Origin of the sequence: Pedobacter ginsengisoli (assembly GCF_030244015.1) — a bacterium.
Lineage (GTDB): Bacteria > Bacteroidota > Bacteroidia > Sphingobacteriales > Sphingobacteriaceae > Pedobacter > Pedobacter ginsengisoli.
In genome coordinates, this window is the sequence record NZ_JASSYX010000001.1 from 546982 (window position 1) to 565606 (window position 18625).

At 37.9% G+C, this 18625-nt stretch carries 19 protein-coding genes; 14 read left to right on the forward strand and 5 right to left on the reverse strand.

Annotation, left to right across the window (positions count from 1 at the left end; genetic code table 11):
• Window positions 1–9 precede the first annotated feature (9 nt).
• Window positions 10–657, forward strand: coding sequence for an energy transducer TonB (locus QEP08_RS02410; protein ID WP_285055290.1), 648 nt, complete (start codon window positions 10–12; stop codon window positions 655–657).
• Window positions 658–805: 148 nt separating this feature from the next.
• Here QEP08_RS02410 and QEP08_RS02415 read toward each other — a convergent pair whose 3' ends face one another.
• Window positions 806–1120 carry a hypothetical protein gene (locus tag QEP08_RS02415; RefSeq protein ID WP_285055292.1) on the reverse strand — a complete coding sequence of 105 codons (315 nt, stop codon included), beginning with the start codon at window positions 1118–1120 and terminating at the stop codon, window positions 806–808.
• Between the two features lie 176 nt (window positions 1121–1296).
• Here QEP08_RS02415 and QEP08_RS02420 point away from each other — a divergent pair, with 176 nt between their 5' ends.
• Window positions 1297–2487: a threonine aldolase family protein gene (locus QEP08_RS02420; RefSeq protein WP_285055295.1), complete on the forward strand. Its 1191-nt coding sequence runs from the start codon at window positions 1297–1299 to the stop codon at window positions 2485–2487.
• 33 nt (window positions 2488–2520) lie between these two features.
• Here QEP08_RS02420 and QEP08_RS02425 read toward each other — a convergent pair whose 3' ends face one another.
• Window positions 2521–3270, reverse strand: a complete 750-nt coding sequence (locus tag QEP08_RS02425; protein ID WP_285055298.1) for a CPBP family glutamic-type intramembrane protease — start codon at window positions 3268–3270, stop codon at window positions 2521–2523.
• Window positions 3271–3448: 178 nt separating this feature from the next.
• Between QEP08_RS02425 and QEP08_RS02430 the strand changes: the two genes are divergently transcribed.
• Window positions 3449–4102 (forward strand): DUF4279 domain-containing protein, encoded by a 654-nt coding sequence (locus QEP08_RS02430; protein ID WP_285055301.1) that lies wholly within the window; start codon window positions 3449–3451, stop codon window positions 4100–4102.
• Between the two features lie 239 nt (window positions 4103–4341).
• On the forward strand, window positions 4342–4491 hold the full coding sequence (locus QEP08_RS20895) for a PLD nuclease N-terminal domain-containing protein (RefSeq protein ID WP_431844603.1): 150 nt from the start codon (window positions 4342–4344) through the stop codon (window positions 4489–4491).
• Between the two features lie 20 nt (window positions 4492–4511).
• On the opposite strand, the gene QEP08_RS02435 is transcribed toward QEP08_RS20895, so the two are convergent.
• Window positions 4512–5213 carry a hypothetical protein gene (locus QEP08_RS02435; RefSeq protein ID WP_285055303.1) on the reverse strand — a complete coding sequence of 234 codons (702 nt, stop codon included), beginning with the start codon at window positions 5211–5213 and terminating at the stop codon, window positions 4512–4514.
• A 252-nt stretch (window positions 5214–5465) separates the two neighbouring features.
• Here QEP08_RS02435 and QEP08_RS02440 point away from each other — a divergent pair, with 252 nt between their 5' ends.
• The 3 genes from QEP08_RS02440 to QEP08_RS02450 all read left to right on the forward strand — a co-directional run bounded on the left by QEP08_RS02440 (window position 5466) and on the right by QEP08_RS02450 (window position 8811).
• Entirely contained in the window at window positions 5466–6461 is a 996-nt protein-coding gene (locus QEP08_RS02440; protein ID WP_285055306.1) for a hypothetical protein, read from the forward strand.
• 16 nt (window positions 6462–6477) lie between these two features.
• Complete coding sequence (locus tag QEP08_RS02445) at window positions 6478–7689, forward strand: hypothetical protein (protein ID WP_285055308.1); 1212 nt, start codon at window positions 6478–6480, stop codon at window positions 7687–7689.
• Window positions 7690–7959: 270 nt separating this feature from the next.
• Window positions 7960–8811 (forward strand): energy transducer TonB, encoded by an 852-nt coding sequence (locus QEP08_RS02450; RefSeq protein WP_285055310.1) that lies wholly within the window; start codon window positions 7960–7962, stop codon window positions 8809–8811.
• 71 nt (window positions 8812–8882) lie between these two features.
• On the opposite strand, the gene QEP08_RS02455 is transcribed toward QEP08_RS02450, so the two are convergent.
• A complete protein-coding gene (locus QEP08_RS02455; RefSeq protein WP_285055313.1) occupies window positions 8883–9947 on the reverse strand; it encodes a hypothetical protein in 1065 nt (354 codons plus the stop codon).
• A 92-nt stretch (window positions 9948–10039) separates the two neighbouring features.
• Between QEP08_RS02455 and QEP08_RS02460 the strand changes: the two genes are divergently transcribed.
• The 7 genes from QEP08_RS02460 to QEP08_RS02490 all read left to right on the forward strand — a co-directional run bounded on the left by QEP08_RS02460 (window position 10040) and on the right by QEP08_RS02490 (window position 18221).
• A complete protein-coding gene (locus QEP08_RS02460) occupies window positions 10040–11269 on the forward strand; it encodes an IPT/TIG domain-containing protein (protein WP_285055315.1) in 1230 nt (409 codons plus the stop codon).
• 268 nt (window positions 11270–11537) lie between these two features.
• Window positions 11538–11948 carry a DUF805 domain-containing protein gene (locus tag QEP08_RS02465; protein ID WP_285055318.1) on the forward strand — a complete coding sequence of 137 codons (411 nt, stop codon included), beginning with the start codon at window positions 11538–11540 and terminating at the stop codon, window positions 11946–11948.
• A gap of 539 nt (window positions 11949–12487) precedes the next feature.
• Window positions 12488–13885: a dGTP triphosphohydrolase gene (gene dgt / locus QEP08_RS02470; RefSeq protein ID WP_285055321.1), complete on the forward strand. Its 1398-nt coding sequence runs from the start codon at window positions 12488–12490 to the stop codon at window positions 13883–13885.
• Window positions 13886–13929: 44 nt separating this feature from the next.
• A complete protein-coding gene (locus tag QEP08_RS02475; RefSeq protein WP_285055324.1) occupies window positions 13930–14679 on the forward strand; it encodes a hypothetical protein in 750 nt (249 codons plus the stop codon).
• A 276-nt stretch (window positions 14680–14955) separates the two neighbouring features.
• Window positions 14956–16185 (forward strand): phospholipase D family protein, encoded by a 1230-nt coding sequence (locus QEP08_RS02480; protein WP_285055326.1) that lies wholly within the window; start codon window positions 14956–14958, stop codon window positions 16183–16185.
• Window positions 16186–16290: 105 nt separating this feature from the next.
• On the forward strand, window positions 16291–16611 hold the full coding sequence (locus QEP08_RS02485) for a helix-turn-helix domain-containing protein (protein WP_285055328.1): 321 nt from the start codon (window positions 16291–16293) through the stop codon (window positions 16609–16611).
• Window positions 16611–18221: an Eco57I restriction-modification methylase domain-containing protein gene (locus QEP08_RS02490; RefSeq protein WP_285055329.1), complete on the forward strand. Its 1611-nt coding sequence runs from the start codon at window positions 16611–16613 to the stop codon at window positions 18219–18221. The genes QEP08_RS02485 and QEP08_RS02490 overlap by 1 nt, the downstream gene beginning before the upstream one ends.
• A gap of 63 nt (window positions 18222–18284) precedes the next feature.
• Here the strand turns inward: QEP08_RS02490 and QEP08_RS02495 are convergent, their stop codons facing one another.
• Window positions 18285–18422 carry a hypothetical protein gene (locus QEP08_RS02495; protein WP_285055332.1) on the reverse strand — a complete coding sequence of 46 codons (138 nt, stop codon included), beginning with the start codon at window positions 18420–18422 and terminating at the stop codon, window positions 18285–18287.
• Window positions 18423–18625: the final 203 nt, after the last annotated feature.

Genomic DNA, 18625 nt, shown 5'->3' on the forward strand with positions numbered 1-18625 from the left:
ATATCAAAGATGAAATCAATTTACCTCCTATTACTATCGGCACTTTTAAGTGTATCCGTTTACGGACAAAAGACAGATACTATCTATTACGATTCGGACTGGAAGGCATCCACTAAGGAAAAAAGTTCCTATTACCGCATCACAAAACCAGCACAGTCAGGTAAGGGATATGATGTTGAAGACTATTTCAATTCCGGGAAGATCCAAATGAGAGGAACCTACACTTCTCTTTCGCCGGAAGTGAAAAACGGGACATTTATCTGGTACTATGAAAATGGAAATAAGGAAACTGAGACCGTTTATGAAAACAATGTGCAGAAATCGACACAGCACTGGGATCAGGCTGGTAATATAGAGGCCAGAAAGATTGAAAAACAACCAACATTCCCAGGCGGAATGGGCAACTTCTACAAATATATTTCAGAAAATTTCAGGTACCCGAGCGTCAATAATTACCGGCCAAAAGGCATCATCAGAATCAGTTTCGTAGTAGATAAAGATGGCAGCATATCAGACGTATATGCCAGCGAAACCTTAGATCCATACCTGGATGCCGAAGCTGTCAGGGTAGTGAAGAATTCGCCGAAATGGGAACCAGGCATTCAGGACGGGAAAGTCGTAAGAGTAAAGTATAACGTACCAATTTCTATGAAATAACTAATAACCGCTCTTATGTTCATAAATCCTTTTTCTTTTCACGGCCGGATAGCATCCAGAGATTCGCGGTAACCACACATTTTACTTAGATCAACAGATCAAAGCCTCACATGTTTGCAGCTTCTTCATTTCGGACATGAAGGAGCATTTATTCCCCGGCTCTTTCCAATTTTTCATACTTATAAACCAGCATCTTGCCACTGGCCCTAAAGATGCTGTCTTGTTGTATATCCTTACGGTACTCGGTCAAAACAACAAAGTCTGAACTTACCAGGATCGCATTCTGATTTGTTGGGGCCTTTCCATTCCGGGAACTAAACATGGCAGGTATTTCCTTTTGCACTGAGGATCTGTACAAATCTCTTTTCCAGTTATAGAGGTTGGTGTCGTCGTTGCTGAATTTATCTTTTTTACAGCCGAGTACGGCAATTAGTAGCAACGCTATGAGAATGTTCTTTTTCATGTGAGTTCGTTTCCTGAAAATAAGTAAATAAAAGCGATCTCACCAAATTTACCATTGCGATTTAACACTTATTAACTTAACACTTAGATCTTTACTCCCGTTAAAACTTATCGTTTTGATTTAACAGAACAAAAGGCCATTTTTATTAATCCTGGAACGACCCTAAAAATCACATTATGTCTGCATATAAACGTCGCGATTTCTTAAAACTCACTTCTCTGTCTGCCCTGCCGCTTATCACATCCGCTACTATGCCAACAAATACATTTGCAGCAGAACAAGCAGGGCTGTCAAAAGATAGCGAAGCAGTTTACTTCATTAACGACGGAATTTTCTATCGGCCGGAAGATTTTATCAGCAAGCTCCAGGAGATTAATATCAGCAATCCAATAGAAAGAGACAGCTATGGTGAAGGAGGCTCCATAGAAAAACTTTTAAAGAAATTTATAGAAATTACAGGAAAAGAAGCTGCTGTTTATCTGCCAACAGGGACATTAGCCAATCAGCTCGCAATTAGTTTTTTATGCGGAAACAATACCAAAGCATTTGTGCAGGAAACCAGTCATGTTTACAGGGATGAGGGAGATGCAGCGCAAACCTTGTTTAACAAAAGACTAATTCCCTTAGCGGAAGGAAAGGCGCATTTTAGCTTAGAAGAACTCAAAGCAGCCATCAAATACCATAAAGACGGAGAAGCATTTATTGGTGAAGTTGGAACTGTATCTATAGAAACGCCCGTCAGAAGATGCGACAACCAAGCTTTTCCGTTAGAAGAAATTAAAAAGATTTCGGCCTATTGTAAAGAGCAGGGATATAAAATGCACCTTGATGGCGCCAGGTTGCACATGGCAACAGCATTTACAAACTCAACAGTGAAAGAATATTCAACTTATTTTGATACAGTTTATATGTGCTTGTATAAATATTTGGGAGCAACCGGTGGCGCTATATTATGTGGCGATAAAGTTGTGATTGACCAAATGCACCATCTCATCAAAATTCATGGCGGCGGAATTTTCACCAATTGGCCGAGCGCTTCCATCGCTTTACATCATTTAAACAATATTGATGATGTAATGGAAAAAATTAAGGTAAAATCAGCCAACCTTTTTAATCTGTTTAGCCAACTTAAAGGCATCAAAATTCATCAGGTTACGAATGGTACAAATCAATTTAAGGTTTCAATAGCCAGAGGAATTGACCCGGTTAAACTAAATACAAGGTTAAGAGGAGAACATAATATTATTTTCGGCCTGCCGAGAGAAGAAGGTTTTGTAAAAATTAAAGTAAATCCAACATTGCTGAGAAGAGGTAATCAGCGAATTTTCGATTCCTTTAAAGAAGCAATCGCATTTGCGAAAGTGTAATTCTAATGATCCAGGACAGAGAAATACCCTTAACTATCTCAAAAACCATGCTATTGGTATCGCAATCAAATTGAAACATGTATGAAACAGCATAGAATAAGGCAGTCCGTATTTTAGCCTGGTGTATCCCATGCTCAGGCCGCCAAATATTTGAGAGGAAACATACAATAAAAATGAGGGGTCTGCGAAGGTCAACCCCTTTGCATTTGTGATATGGACCAGACCAAATATGATGGCCGTAAAATAAAATAAGAATATAAAGTAGCGCCTCCATGCCCGGCTCGCCCGCCTGCCACGAAACCCATTCATCAGGGCGTGAAATACCAGGGCAACTGCCAATAATATCACTGCCCCACAAAACAGTATATAATCGTTTTCAGTAAACCAGAACATGCTAAATATCAATGAGAGCATCACAAAATAGATGCTGAGCACCGGCTTTCCCAGTTGCCAGCGAAATATACATTCCTCGATCACTGGAGCCAGGACGCCACCTAACAGCAAGGCCACCGGCAACCCCCATTCGAACATGTCGGCTTCCTCATATTCCCTGATTAGTTTCAGACTAAGCAAAGTATAAAAAATGCCCATGACCAGCGTAGCAAACAGGAAATCTAAAATCAGCAGGGCTATAAAGTCATTTTTGAGGTTTTTTTTGCTGGACGATATTCTCAATAAGTGCGGGTATTTCAGGAATTGCCAATAAGCTAAGAGCGTCGCTTTCATCATGAACGTGATCTTTTGAAGTATCTGTGAACCCACCTGATAGAGCGTTGAGTTCATATCGCAATTTAACAAAATTCGATAGCAATCAAAATGGGTTGTAATTCTTACTATTATCTCAATTTTTATTAAAAATAACGCTTTAATGAGGCGGACGAAGACTTAATATTTTAGAATGAATACCGGGAAGATCTTCCAAGGATATTTACGCGTATATTTAAAATAAAAATTATTCGCTTTGATCTCAGATTCAACAATACAAATGCTCGTTACAGAGGAGCTTAAATCCAGGACACTCGGTGTTACCGAGCAATATTTTGAAATTCTGGATGTATATTATGATGACGGTGTGCCAAGGATTGCGAGAATTGATAGAGAAGGAACTGGTGATGTAGTTGTAGTATACTTACCCGTGGCGGATGAGTGGTTTTATCTTGCAGTATATATTGATGCTGTTGAACAGAAAATTTTTAACATAGGGACTGAGTCGAGAAATAAAGTTGTCTTCCGAGCTACTTCGGAAACCTATAGTATGGATGACCTTTTGGGCAAGACAAGTTTGCCTGTACTAACTAAATGGAATAAAGGTGAATTAAAATCCAACAGAAAGTCGGTTAATAAATTCAGCTGCATTGAAATTGAACCTAATGTAGAACCAGACTCAGCAGAAGATAAGCTTACTAAGCTATTTAAATTACTAGCACAGGATAAAACAGGAATAGCTGATTTGGTAACGAATGCTGACGGATATATTCAGGTTATTATGGATTTTCACGGAGGGAATCAACTACTAGGAGGACTTTCTTTAAGTAAAGAACACATACAAAAAATGTCAGAATTGAATGTGGGAATTGAGGTTGATGTCGCATCATGGGGAGAACCCTTTAAATAATCCATCTATACCGATTTGATGCGGATGAAGAAGAGTTTGATACCTAAGTAACTTGCTATTGGCACTACGATCAAATTGAAACACGTGTGAAAAGATTAGGAAAGAGAAATGATTTATCATCTCAGTTGTAAATCCTGAATATTATCTCAATATTTATTAAAATTAGCGCTTCATTATGTTTAAAAATCCTTTTTCTTGAGATGATTCACGCTATCCTGCTGCTAATCGTGCTCGGCTATATGACATACGGCATTGTTCATATTGTTAAGAACAAATCACTTAGCCGCGTCGCAAAGTTCGCGTGGATAGCAGCCGTGATTTGTTTTCCTGTTTTGGGTACGTCATTTTATTTACACTCTAGTTTTGAGGAGAGACATGGAAGGTGGTGAGAGCGCAACATTTATTATCATCAATCCAATCCCTTCTCTTTTCTGCGCATCCGTAAATTCTTTTTTGCCAGCTTGTTGATTCTTTTACTTTCTATTTCCATATCCGCATGATAGCAGTCAAAAGCTTCTTTAGTCAGTGCATAAAATATTTTCAGCAAGGCATCATACTTTTTAAAGAGCACCTCATCCGGATATTGTTGTAAATTCTCATCAACATAGCCGAAGCTATACTTTCTAACTTCATCATTCACCTTGAAATGAACCTCATTTGCCTTAAAGAACCTGGTCTTTGTAACAGTTTGATCGGGTAAGGTAAAGATACCAGCTTGAGTAAGCGCGTTCATTACCGAATCCAGATCGTGTCCGGTAACATTGTATTTAAATGATCTGATGAACCATTCTTTCTTTACCCTATCATATGTATTGACCCGCTGATACAAATAGATGTGCGCCTCGTACACATTATTTTGACGTGTAATTTTTAAAGCGTTTTCTTTGCCGCCATGGTTTCTACTGAACCACCTGATCTCCAGTTCCGATTTGGATTTTTGTATGTCCGGAAGTCCGGGCAAACCACCGTCATCCAAACACTCCTTACAAAGGTGAGTCTCGACCAATTTACGGGAAGACTTGTATGCTTTGCGACCGACCTCCTGAGCATCTGCCAACAGGAAGCAACAAATTAAAGCCACGGTCAGGAAGCCATCCAATTTTGTAATCATTCTCTTACCTCCATATAAAATTTCAGGAATTGCCAATAAGCTAAGAGCGTCGCTTTCATCATGAACGTGATCTTTTAAAGTATCTGTAAACCCACCTGATGACAAAAAATAATAAGACCAGGTTGAGGATTGGCAAAAGCGTGATGAGGATGGAATGGAGCGTTATGTTCATTCTGCAATTTAACAAAATCCGATAGCAATCAAAATGGGTTACCAAATGCACCTGCGCGTATTAAGGGAAAACTAACCAATATGCGCTCCACACGTTTCTTGCTCAGCCTTCTGACTTTTTTTATTTTCACCAATGTCGCCCAGGTGCAAATGGACACTACGTATGTAGAAATCTGGGGTATGCCCAAAGGTTATTCCGAATTGGGATACATGCAGTATCTAAACCAAAAGAAGGTGACGCCCTGCATGGTCGATCTCAACAAATTTGGATACAAGGAGGGTTATGCGCTGGGTATAGAAAAGTTGCGGCTGCTGGTACTCAGACGTGCTCCGGTGTATAGTTTTAGCCCGCCTGTAAAGAAGCAAAAGATTTACCCGCCTAAAAAAGTCATCGACCTGCTCTATTTTGGAATAGACAATGACGAAGTCAACTTCCTGAAACAGAATTATATCGATTTTCACTATAAAGACTCCGCTGCGGTCGATAAAATCGTCGGTTTATATAAACAGGCAGGCGTTACCGTTCCAAAAGACAAGATTTATGCGCGATTTTTTGACCTAAAAAGCCTGGACAGCAATGACAAAGACAGTTGCCTCCGTTTTCTAAAGCTGACCGCCGAGCCCAGGATGAAATCTGCGGCTTTACTGGGTTATATGTCGCAGGTAAAAACAAAAGCAGATATGCTCGCCCTGTTTCCCTTGCTAATGGATTTCACGGTGGGCGATGAGGTAAACGAATATCTGATGGGTTATTTCAGCCGGAATCCATTGACAGCCACCGATTGGTCAAAACATCACGCCATGTTTGTGCGGATCCTTAACTGTCCGGAACCTTACCGGGTACTGCGACTGATGGTCATGTACCAGAAAGATAAACATTGCAAGCAGTACGCCAAACAGATCCTTGGGGAAGGAAATATAACTATTTTAGAGATCCTCAACAGCAGGCGCAGGGAGTTGAGTGAACTGAGGGCAACGACGGCGAGTTTTTTGACTTATCTCACTGGGGAAGGCTATGGGCAGGATTATCAGGCCTGGGTGAGGTATATTGGTGGCGTGAGGCGTAATTCTAAATAGAAATAAAACAGGTGTCATGAAACCCCAGATAGCATTAATTTTAATCCTATGCCTCTCGTCTTTTCAGACTGCGTTTTCTCAAATAAAAAAAATAGAAGGCGACACCACTTACTGGTTTAAGGGAGATAAAAGCTTTCAAAAGCAATTGGATTTAAAAGACTTTGAAAAATCTAAGGACGAATTTAATTTCAGGTTTCGGAATCATGGGCAAGTAATTGAAATCACCAAAGACAGTTCGGGTCTTAATGGTACTATAACGAATTACATCTATCATACTAAAAAAACAACTGAATATGATCAGGACACATTGTACAATAAAATAATTTTGTCACTTGAACAAGCTCGAAATGTTTATCGTATCGTTCAAAGCACTGGAATTTTAGAATTACCATCTGACAATGAGATAAAAAAATGGAGGCATGGTCTTGACGGAATCACTTACTTTATTGAACATGCTGATCAACAGGTTTATTGGGCAAAACATTATTGGACGCCATCTTCGCAAGATTCCATCCCAGAAGCAATAACAGTCCGGAATTTTTTAAAGGAATTGTCGGATACGTTAAATCTGGAAGAAATCTACACCACTTTTAGAAATGACTTACCAAAACACGGTTGTTATAGTTCAGGAGGTACAGGTGTTACTTGTTATGCTTCAAATTCTTTAGAACTGGGTTATAGCGGAGCGACAAAACTACCGTTGGGATTCTACGGATCCTACAGTGCATCATATATAGGCAAAGCAGCAGTAAATTCAGGCATTGCTTTGCAATACAATTTTGACAACTCTGGGTTCTACCATTTGAATTTCCAGGCCTCGAAATGGAATATATTCTTTAAAAAGGCGAGTTTTTATGATTTTATTGCTTACAACTATCAAAATAGAAAGCTCGATATACACCATGCAACCCATCAATTTGAAAATCATCAAATTAAATACGGGTTAAACCTGAGTAATTTCGGTTTTGGAGCTGGACTTGATTATCTAAAACATGACGATGAAAAAATGGGAGGTCATATATATGCCTCTAAATGGTTTTCTAAAACAAAAATCAGTACAGTCTTGATCTCATCAATATTTGACAATCAAATCAATTACAAACTAGATCTGCGCAAATCTTTCTACCTGAATCAAAGATCTCTTATCAGTCAGTTCTCTTTAGGACTGGCTTATGAGTGCTTCTTTGGATATCGCGATTTATATTTCGGACTTTACTTCTCATTATGATGAGCATGGCGGTAACTTATATAATGTAATTCCCAGAATAAAGATTTTTATATATTAGCTCTACAATTTTAACGCATGTCTAACAACTCATTTCCTCGTTCTAAAGCATTTTTATTCTTCGTTTTGTGTTTTATCACAATAGTTCAGTCCAATTTTAATGCTTATGGTCAATTTAAAGAAAACGACTTATTTCAGTCCTGGATACTTAACGAAATCAGTCATACGGATCAATCTGAATTACCAGACGACAATATCCTGAAATACTCCTTTGTGAAGTACACATTTGAAAGGCCAACATCATTTTACCAATCTCAAACCCCTGGTAACCTTGGAAAGAAAATGGGATTTGAGGTCAAAGGCAATAAATTATCGATAAAATCTCCAGAGGGATTTGTCGTAAATACACTAAAGATCATCAGAGTCAGTGAAAATGAACTCATCCTGGTTCAGCCAGGTGTATATGGCCTTGAGGACCCTAAAGCACTGCTATACCGTTTTTCAAGAGAACAGGATGTTCTAAAAACGATCCTATTAGATGAAAACAGCGTGTACAAAAACCAAACCGGTGATACCGTATACAAACAAAGTTCAAAGGTATTTGCAGTTTACAAAGGTGGGGATTTTGAAGATGATTTAAGGGTGGGAGACGGGGACTTTATGACTGGCAAAAGCGGGCATTTGGTTGCCAGTTTTCTGGTCGGCAAGAACGGCAAGGTCGACAGTCTAAAGATTATAAAAAGTATTAGCCCAGCTTACGATAAATTATTCATAAAGGAATTTAACAGGTTCAAGAAGGACTGGAAACCGGCAACTATCGATGGCAAACCAGTAAACGTCGAAATGAACTGCGAAAAGCGTTACTTGAAATCTGAGGATGCCCTTCCGGCCCTCATGTATAGCATGAATGCAGGGGATTTATTCAGAGCACAGGAGTATGCTGGCGCACTTGAACAATACAATCTTGCACTTGCCCTGCGGCCCGATGACATAGATGGCTTGTATTGCAGATCGATTTGTTATAAATCTCTTGGTAATATGGAAAAGGCTTGCGCAGATTGGAAGACAATTGCCAGGCTCGGAAGCCAGGTTTCAAAAAAATTACTGGAAAAGTATTGTAAGTAACTTGATAGTCATCATTGGTTCCACAATTGAAGCCCTCTGGTTTCATGAGCAATCGAGAATAATAAAGTAATCTACTTCCTCGTCTTAATAACAATACCCCATAGATAACCTTCCACCTGATATTCTTTTTTCAGTGTGGCTTTGTCAATGACAGATAGACCCTCAAAAATAGTAGCGTTTAGTCCTGCAAGGTCCCCTTCATGATTTTTTAAAAGCGGTTTGCCATTCAAGATGTATACCACTTCATCCTCTTTCCCGGGAGCAGACACCAGTTTCAGGTATTCCTTAGATTTGGTTGACAACAAAGTCCAATATCTTTTTCTAACAAATGCCTTGGTTTCTATGTAGATCAGGCCATTCTCTGCCTCTGGTCCAAACCGGTCCGTCGCATTTTTGTCTTTGTACACCGTAACTGCAGCAATGGTATTCGGGTCTACAATCTGCATTTCATCCCGGAACATACGGAGGCTGTCTATTATAAATACCGGATCATTGGTAGTTTCCACTAAATTGACGTGCTCTCCCGATGACACAAAACAAGAAAGCACCAGGTCGATCCCTACAACAGGTTGTTCCAAATAGTACGCTTCATCAATTGGATACAGAGGCTTTTTTGCCCGGTCAATCTTGACAAAAAAGGATATAGTATCGTTAGAAATATTCCAGTAGTCAGAACAATCTCTGGATCCCCATTTTCCTTTCAGAGCCGGAAAGCGCTCAAAAACGTCTTTTGCCTTCAATTGGCTGACATTGATGTCTTTACCATCTGTAAACACACCTTTGTAGTCAGTAGTAAGCCGTATTTTACCAATCAAATCTCCATTTTTTCCCTGCTGGAAAATAAGTCCTGGTTGTTTGCTGGTGGCATAGCCCTTTTTAGCAACATATCTGGAGTCGAGCGGCTCACAACGGGACGAAAAATCCATTTCTTCCACTGCTACTTCGTGAAGGTCAGCATAGTCCTTTTTTAGTTCAGTTACCGAAGTGCCACATAGGGAAAAGCTGGAAATGACTACAACTGGTTTGGTCGTTTTATTTGCCTGTGGGTTTTGTGCGTTTAGGGATAGAGAAAAGCAAAGGGTTAGGGTGAAGATTGGATATAAGGTGATGACAATTGAGCGGAGCGTTATATTCATTCTGCAATTTAGTAAAATACGACACCAATTAAAATGGGTTGTAATTCTTAACTATTATCTCAATATTTATTTAACCAAATTAACGCTTCATTATGTTCAATAACATTTTTTCTTCTAATGGCTGCACATACCGGTTAGGATACAGGGTTTTCTCCATGATAGCCATCACGCTATTATTATTTTCAGGTTGCTCCAAAGACAGAGGCAAAGAGCCGGAACCCGAAAAAGAAATACCTCCAGCAGGCATTGAAACAACTTCATTAACTTTCCTGACGCCTGTCTTGGTTGAGCTCAAAGGAAATATCATCAATGACGAAAATCAAAAAATTTCAGATCATGGTTTTGTTTATGTCTTTGGTACTGAAGCAGATTTGTCTAATAGTTTAAAAGTACCTATTGCGGATGCCATTACTTCCGGATCCTTTAGTATGATACTTAAGGATTTTCAGTTTCCAATGGTAAACGGCGTAAAGGCTAAACTATTTGTAAAGGCTTATGTCACCGATAAAAATGGAACCCACTTTGGAAAGGCGATTTCCCTTAATGATGGTGGATTAACGGGCGTAGTCAGCCCGCTTGGTGGCAAAACAGGAGATGTCATCACAATTACCGGAAATTACAAAGGTCTAAAGTCTGCTGACATAGAAGTCACTTTTGAAGATGTTGCAGGTCAGATTAAAACGATAAGTGACAATGCACTAACAGTGAGTGTACCAGTGGGAATCCCCGCCGGCCATGGAGACCAGATTGTCGTGAAGCTTCAGGTAGGAAATGTTGCTGTTGACGCGACGACAAAATTTTTCATGGCTGCAAATATCAAAGACATTATCCCAAAGTCTGGTCCCATAGGGTCAAAAGTTAATTTGGTTGGTGACAATCTGCCTCTTTACGGTAGTCAATTGTATGTGTTTTTTGGTAACGCATCGATGGTCAGCTGGGGTCCAATAAATGATTGTTATGTTTATGTTCCTGCAGCGATACCCAGCGAAAAGGTCAAATTATACTATAACATCATTGACGTGCCGGTAGCATTGCCCTTTGAATTTACCGTTACACCACCGGTTATAAAATCTATTACACCCAATCCTGCTTTTTATAATGAGCCGGTGACCATGCATATTGATAACATGAACCCTCGAGATGTTGGTGATGCTCCTGTGTTGAAGCTTGGGGATTTCTCACAAAGTTTTCGCCCCAATGCAAATGGAGATTTTGTTATTGATGCGCCATATGTCTTCAAGCCCGGTCAGGTTTACACCATTTCGGTTACGTACGGACCCCACACTGTTACAGCACCAATGCCTTTGACGATTAAACCGTAAAATCATAATCGATCCTGCTTCTAATCTGCTTCCTTATTGAAAGGTATTCCTCACGATCATTGTACAATCGTTGTATGATGGTTGGATCATCCCTGGTAGGTCCGGAAGACCTTTCAACTATTTCGTGGCGATGTGGGGACGATGGCAGGAAGTACAAGAGGAGAGCCTGACAGATACCAAGCAAGTGCCTGACATGACTAAAACATAAAGTGTGATTGTAATTGTAAACTATTATTCCAATATTTATTTAACTAAATAACGCTTCATTATGTTCAATAGCATTTTTTCATTTCAGGGCCGGATACGCAGACTGGAGTATGCTTTGAGCTGGGTGATTTATTACATTTACAGCTCAATGGCCTATTTCATATTGTTATCATTTGGACTAATCGATCAAATGATCATTCACATGAAATTTATGGACATCAAGATACCGAACAATGTGCTGGACTCACCAATTGTGATGATGGTCTACCTTCCGGTATTGTGGTTTATGATCACTCAGCGGGCCAAGAGGTGTCACGACCGCGGCAATAGCGGCTGGTTTCAGATCATTCCATTTTACGGTCTCTGGATGCTGCTTGCTGATGGAGATACCGGGCCTAATGATTACGGCGATAATCCTAAAGGATGGGATTATGATGATACGGATGAACCAAAGAATAATTTTTTAGAATGAAATATCTTTTTGAGCATCTGTTACTGTTTTTGACAGCAACTGCGGAGGCTCGGCAGCATACAAAAGGGAAGCCCGCTAAAGGATGCAAGAAAGAAGGGGTATAGTTGTAGAATTGGGCTGGCGCTACTGTGTACCCTTAGTGATCCCGTGGTGACTGCTTCGTGATCCCTTGTTAATACGGGAGCACTAAGAGTGATGTGCGAGGGAAGGGCGGAAGGAGTTTAAGAGGAAGGAGAGGGGGGCTGGAAGGGTGATGTTCATAAAATTCTTAAAATGAACGACAAAATTTTACACCAAATAGTTGCGAATGTTAATTATTATACTAAAATTTGAATTAACCAAACAAATCTTGTATGAAATGCGCATAGGGAGCGCATTGCTGGATCTGGTAAGTCGTGATGATTTTAATCAGGTTGGCAGATTTTATTAACGCTCGACTCACCTCAATTTTTCTGGTTTGATGCCGTTGTGGTATGTATCTGTTTTTACAGCAAATTTCGTGTAGGGGTTTGATTGGTTGAATATTTATTTAACCAAATATGAGTAAACTAAATTGGACAAAGTTATTGTCTGACAAAAGGCTTTATGCAAAATCTTATAACAAAGAAGTGACTGACTTTGATGCTCGCACTGAATTCCAGAGAGATATTGATAGAATAGTTTTTTCTTCGGCATTTAGACGGTTACAAGATAAAACTCAAGTTATGCCATTACCCGATAGTGATTTTGTAAGATCTCGACTGACCCACAGTATTGAAGTTGCTAGTATCGGTAGATCAATAGGGAAAATTGTTGGTAAGTTTGTAATCAGGAGAGAGAATTTAGATAAGAAAGCAATTTCTTCTGATGATTTTGGAAATATCATTGCGGCTGCTTGCCTTGCTCATGATATAGGCAATCCACCATTCGGTCATTCCGGTGAAAAGGGTATAGGTAAATTCTTCATTAAGTTTTTTAAGGAGTATAAAAAGGACTCTGATGTTAAAGGCTTGAGTGAAGCACAGAAAAATGACCTTATTAACTTCGAAGGCAATGCTGCCGGTTTTAGAATATTAACTAACGATCATCCTTCAGGATCGAAAGGTGGATTAAAATTGACTTTTGCAACACTAGGTGCTTTTTCTAAATACCCAAAATCCTCACTAAAATCCCCTCTGAATAAATTAGGGAATAAAGTTGAAGCGAGGCAATCACAAACAAAATTTGGTTATTTTCAAGAGGAACGAGAGTTATTTACAACTGTTGCAGAAGAGTTAGGTCTGCTTAAACTCTCGAAATCGGGAGATGAACCGGCGTGGTGCAGGCATCCATTGTCGTTTTTATTGGAAGCGGCGGATTCTATTACTTATAGCATCATAGACTTTGAAGATGCTCATAAACTTGGCTATGTAGAGACTAAGGAAGCAACATCAATTTTACATCAAATTATTGTCAATACTCCTGACTCGAGGTGCGAAACCAAGGATTGGAAGAAGATTGAAGATTCTGGTGAAAGGATGGGTGCTCTGCGAGCCAAAGCTATAAACGCTTTGATATATGAATGCGTTCAGGTTTTTAAGAAGAACTATAAAGCTATTATGAGGGGTGTTTATGATAAAGAATTACCAAATGAAATCCCGTCTAAAGATTTATTAAAAAAAATTAAAGAGCTGTCTTTTAGTCAATATTTTAGCCATTCTACTGTTATAGATATTGAATTAGCAGGGTTTGATGTTTTGGCTGGACTATTAGAAGCATTTGTTTTTGCAATTAAAGATCCAAAGGATGATAAAAGCAAAAGGCTTCTTCTAAAAATGCCAAGGCAATCGCAATTAATAATAAAATCAGTAAATGAAACATTTTATAAGAAATTATTAGTGTGCTCTGATTTTGTATCCAGAATGACTGATGGGCATGCAATGAAGTTATACAAGAAGTTAAAAGGGATTGAATTTTAATTGCAATGTGAAACTCACTTGTTTAAAGCCATAATAAGAAATAAATGATCGAAAATTTTGCTCTCTCTTCAAAGGCCTTATACGGAATACTAAAGAAAAAAGGTGTTGAATATCTCTATCACGCTAACACGGTCGCCACTTCACTTACCTTTATTAATGCAAAATGTTTACTATCTAGACATCAAGTAAATTTGGATGGCTTAAATCAAAGTTATCAAAAATCAGATGATCATGATAAATTACATGACGTTTGGGATCACATTTACGTTGATGGTACGGATCACCATACAATATATAGCAGGTCAAATTTTTACGGACCCGTTCTGTTTCGATTTTCCGTCAACATTTTGACGTCTCCTGCCTTTAAAGATATTTTCATTATGAAGAGCAACCCCTATTACTGGAATAAAAAAATGACATTGGAAGATAAATTTTATTTGAACATTGAAGATGTCAATAGAGATTATATGACAGGCAAGAAACTTGACTCTCAAATTATGTTTACTTTTCGTAATCCAAAAAGAGAGTTCAAGTTGAATAAATTTCTACATTCTATTTATATTGATGAGCCTTCGGTTTTAATAAAATTGAGATCGGGTGGAGAAATGCTAGCAGGTAGTTATATCCGTACAGTAATTGGAGATTCGCTAGATAGAAATGGGCTTTCCCATATTCCGTTATTAAAGCGCCATGAAAAGCCTCTGTCTTTTTGTAAGTGTGCGGCCCAGTATACTTATATGTACAATTTCGAACCAGACGAATTTAAAAGAAGGTTTAGTAGGAATGCTATTTAATGTAATGAATAGGGACTTTGAGGAAAAACTAATAGTGGATTTATCAAGCTTTACAGTACATAAAAATTTGATTCTATGATAAAAAGAAATACAATTAACGAAAGACAAGAATTGCTTTTTAGAATTATCACTAAGATTTATTCAAATTAGCGAAATGCATAGAATATCTCTAAATTTTAATTTAACAATGCTTGACCGAAGACTCGTTAAATTAATCATCAAAAATTTTAGATACATTGATAAACAAAGGCTATTTTGCCAAAATAAATAAATAAAATGAAAATTTCTTTTTTAGGGCAGGGCTTTGAAGAACAATCAATCGATGCTGTCGGTAATCACATAATTCGTTTTTTAGCTTCATCGAATTTTAATTCTTTTACCTGCATCTCCGCTTTTGCGAGTGAATCCGGTGTTTTTGGATTGGCAAGCCACTTGAATCCTTCTAAGGCTAATTTCAAAGAAATTACTCTGGTTGTCGGGGTTGATCTTCAAGGAACCTCGAAAGAGGCACTCGAGGAAATTCTTGCACTAAATATTAATAGTTATATTTTTTATCAAAAGGAGCAGCCAATATTTCATCCTAAAATTTATCTTTTTGAAGGGGATAGTGAGTTTAAAATTATAGTTGGTTCATCAAACCTAACTCGAGGCGGTTTGTTCACCAATGTAGAAAGTTCGATGTTGATTGAATTTGATTCAACGGATAAGGATGGATTAAAATTAATGAATGAATTAAAAGGATATTATAAGTCACTGTTTGATTTTTCTGACCCTAATCTTTTTAAAATTAGTACTAAGGTTATTGATGATTTTTATGCTGATGGAATAATCCCGGATGAAAAGACAAGAAGCCTTAATTTCAATAAGAAAACCTCACCTGGAGATCCTTCATTGCCGTCAGCTACTAAGAAAGTGTTGCTTACAAAGCGAACACCAGCAAAAGTTCCAGCGGCTTTTCCTATGAAACCAAAAAAAGTTTCTATGCTTTCCCCAATTGCTGCTCATGCTGTGGCACCAATTAGTACTGTCTCGATTCCAGCCAAAGTCAATACAGTGATGCACGTAACGAGGCCACTGCTTTGGGAAAGTGGTCCTTTAACCGAAAGAGATCTATCCATTCCAACAGGATCTAATACAAATCAAACAGGATCGATTTTATTTAAAAAGGGCAGAACCTTGGGAATTGATCAAAGAACATATTTTAGGCATGTAGTTTTTAATAAACTGGCTTGGGCCTTGGACGCGGCACCCAGGACTAGTCATATTGAAAGATCAACAACATTTTTTAGGATTATTATAATGGGGACTGATCATGGTGTCTTTCCTTTAAGTCTTTCGCATAATACTAAGACCAACACCAAAACCTATCTGCAGAATAACTCTATGACTTCATTGAGTTGGGGTAAAGCAAAAATACTTGTTGCTCATACTAATTTAATTGGGAAGTCTGCTAAGTTGTATGAGGACACTATAGTTCCAAATCAATTTATTTTGGAAATCAGTTAAGTTCCTAACATTAAAACTATGGAAAATCTCATATGTGAATAAATAATTTAGATTTTTCTTTTGGTCTAAAAAACAATTCATACATTTGGACTGAAGTTGTCCAAAATGGAAATAGAAAAAACATTCGGAAATAAAATAAAGTCACTTCGCGAAGAAAGAAAGATGACCTTACGCGTGGTTTCTGGATATTTGGGTATTGACACTTCGATGCTTGGGAAAATTGAAAAGAATAGCAGGAAGCCTACAAAGCTGCTTATAGAGAAATTCGCACGCCTATATAACGTTAGTGAGAAGGAATTAACCATTGAATTTCTTAGCGACAGTGTTGCTTATCAAATAATGGATGAAGAAAACTTTGCCTCAGAAGTTTTAAAAGTAGCTGAGGAGAAGGTAAAATACTTAAGAACAATAAAAAATCTCAAATAATGAAACTTATTACCGATGCATCAGCTGAAAAGCTACGAGGAGGTTTTTACACGCCTGAACCGTTAGCAGAATTTATTTTGAGATGGGGGATTAATGGTAAAGCCGATTGCGATATTCTTGAGCCAAGTTGTGGAGACGGTGTTTTTATTGAACAACTCAGAGATTTAAAATTAAAATATAATTCTATCGTAGCGGTTGAACTTGACGAGACAGAGGCGAAAAAAGTTGAACAAATAGAATTGGAAAGTAAGCTAGTTATAAATGATGACTTTCATGCATACTGTAACAATACATTACAGCGGTTCGATTTGATTGTAGGTAATCCGCCCTATATAAGATATCAATTTTTCGACAGGCAACAGCAAATTGAAGCTGGAGATATTTTCATTAAAGCAGGGTTGACCTATTCAAAACTCACTAACGCTTGGGTTTCTTTTGTTGTTGGTGCATCTCTTTTACTGAAAGATAGTGGTGGAAAAATTGGCTTCGTCCTTCCTGCAGAGATTTTACAAGTATCATTTGCTTTGCAATTGCGTAAATTTTTGGCGCAGTTTTACAATAAGATCAATATTATTTCATTTGAAAAGCTTGTCTTTCCAAATATACAACAGGAAGTAGTACTACTACTTTGTGAGAAAAATCTGACAAAGGATCATAATATTGAACATATAGAATTGAAGGATGCAAGTGATTTAAAAACACTCGATATAACAAGACTTAAAAGCCCTCAAAAAAAGGTCGATTTTAAAACAAATAAATGGACGTTCTATTTTTTAGAACAAGAGGAAATAAGCTTCTTGGAGAATATAGCTAAAAGACGGAATATACCTACACTTGGCAAATTTGCCGATGTTGAAGTAGGCATTACCACAGGATCAAATCACTTTTTCACTGTTCCACTAACAACTGTTGAAGAATATAGTCTTCAAGACTACGCAAAACCTATGGTTGGCCGAAGTGTTCAAGTTAATAGTGTTGTTTTTACTGAACAAGATTGGGAGAAGAATAAATTTTCTAAAGCGAAAGCGCATTTGCTTACATTCCCCGATAAAAGGAATCTTAATCAAAAAAACGGAGCTGTAAGATATATTGCTTATGGGGAAAGTTTAGGCATTCACAAAGGTTATAAGACAGGGATACGAAATGATTGGTTTGTTGTACCTTCTTTGAAAGTTTCAGATGCACTTTTTATAAGAAGAAACAATCTCTATCCCCGCCTGATAATTAATCAAGCAGGTGCTTATACTACTGATACAATGCATCGTGTGTTCATGAAACAGGGTAATGACATTAATGCACTGACAGCAAGTTATTATAATTCTCTCTCTCTTGCATTCACTGAGGTAAGCGGAAGAAGTCATGGTGGTGGTGTATTGGAACTTATGCCTAATGAAGCCGAGAAAATTTTACTTCCATACCACCCAGATAACGCACAATTACTTTTACAAATCGACGATCTTATACGCAATAAGATTGATATTGAAGAAGTACTAAAAATTACTAATCAGATAATTTTGAAAGAAAGATTTGGTTTGACTGAAAGTGAAATTAGTTTAGCACACGGTATTTGGAGAAAGTTATCATCAAGGCGACTTAACAGAGGTAAGTAGGAATCTTATAGAAATACTCCTGAAACAAGAAAATAGTCGCACTACTAATAGTTGTACTAAAGTTTAGTCTTTGCACATTTCAGACTCAATATTCTCCCAAACGTCTAACAAACCATTGGCGTTAGTGGAAGCTGAGTCGTATGCCAGCATACCCTTGTCAGTTAATTTATAGGCATTCCCAACTTTAACTACCAGTTGCATAGTGCTCTATGCATACTCTGGGATATCAATTAATATGGTCTATAAAAATTCGTAAATTTAAAAATCAAAATTATCGAAATAAATAAGAAGATAAAGTCTTTGATTTGAAGTCCATGCCAAATAAAAGAACTATTGAATATTTTGATTTTTCCTATTGTTAAATCAAAAATGCAGTAAATGATCCCTACGGCAAATAAGAAAGC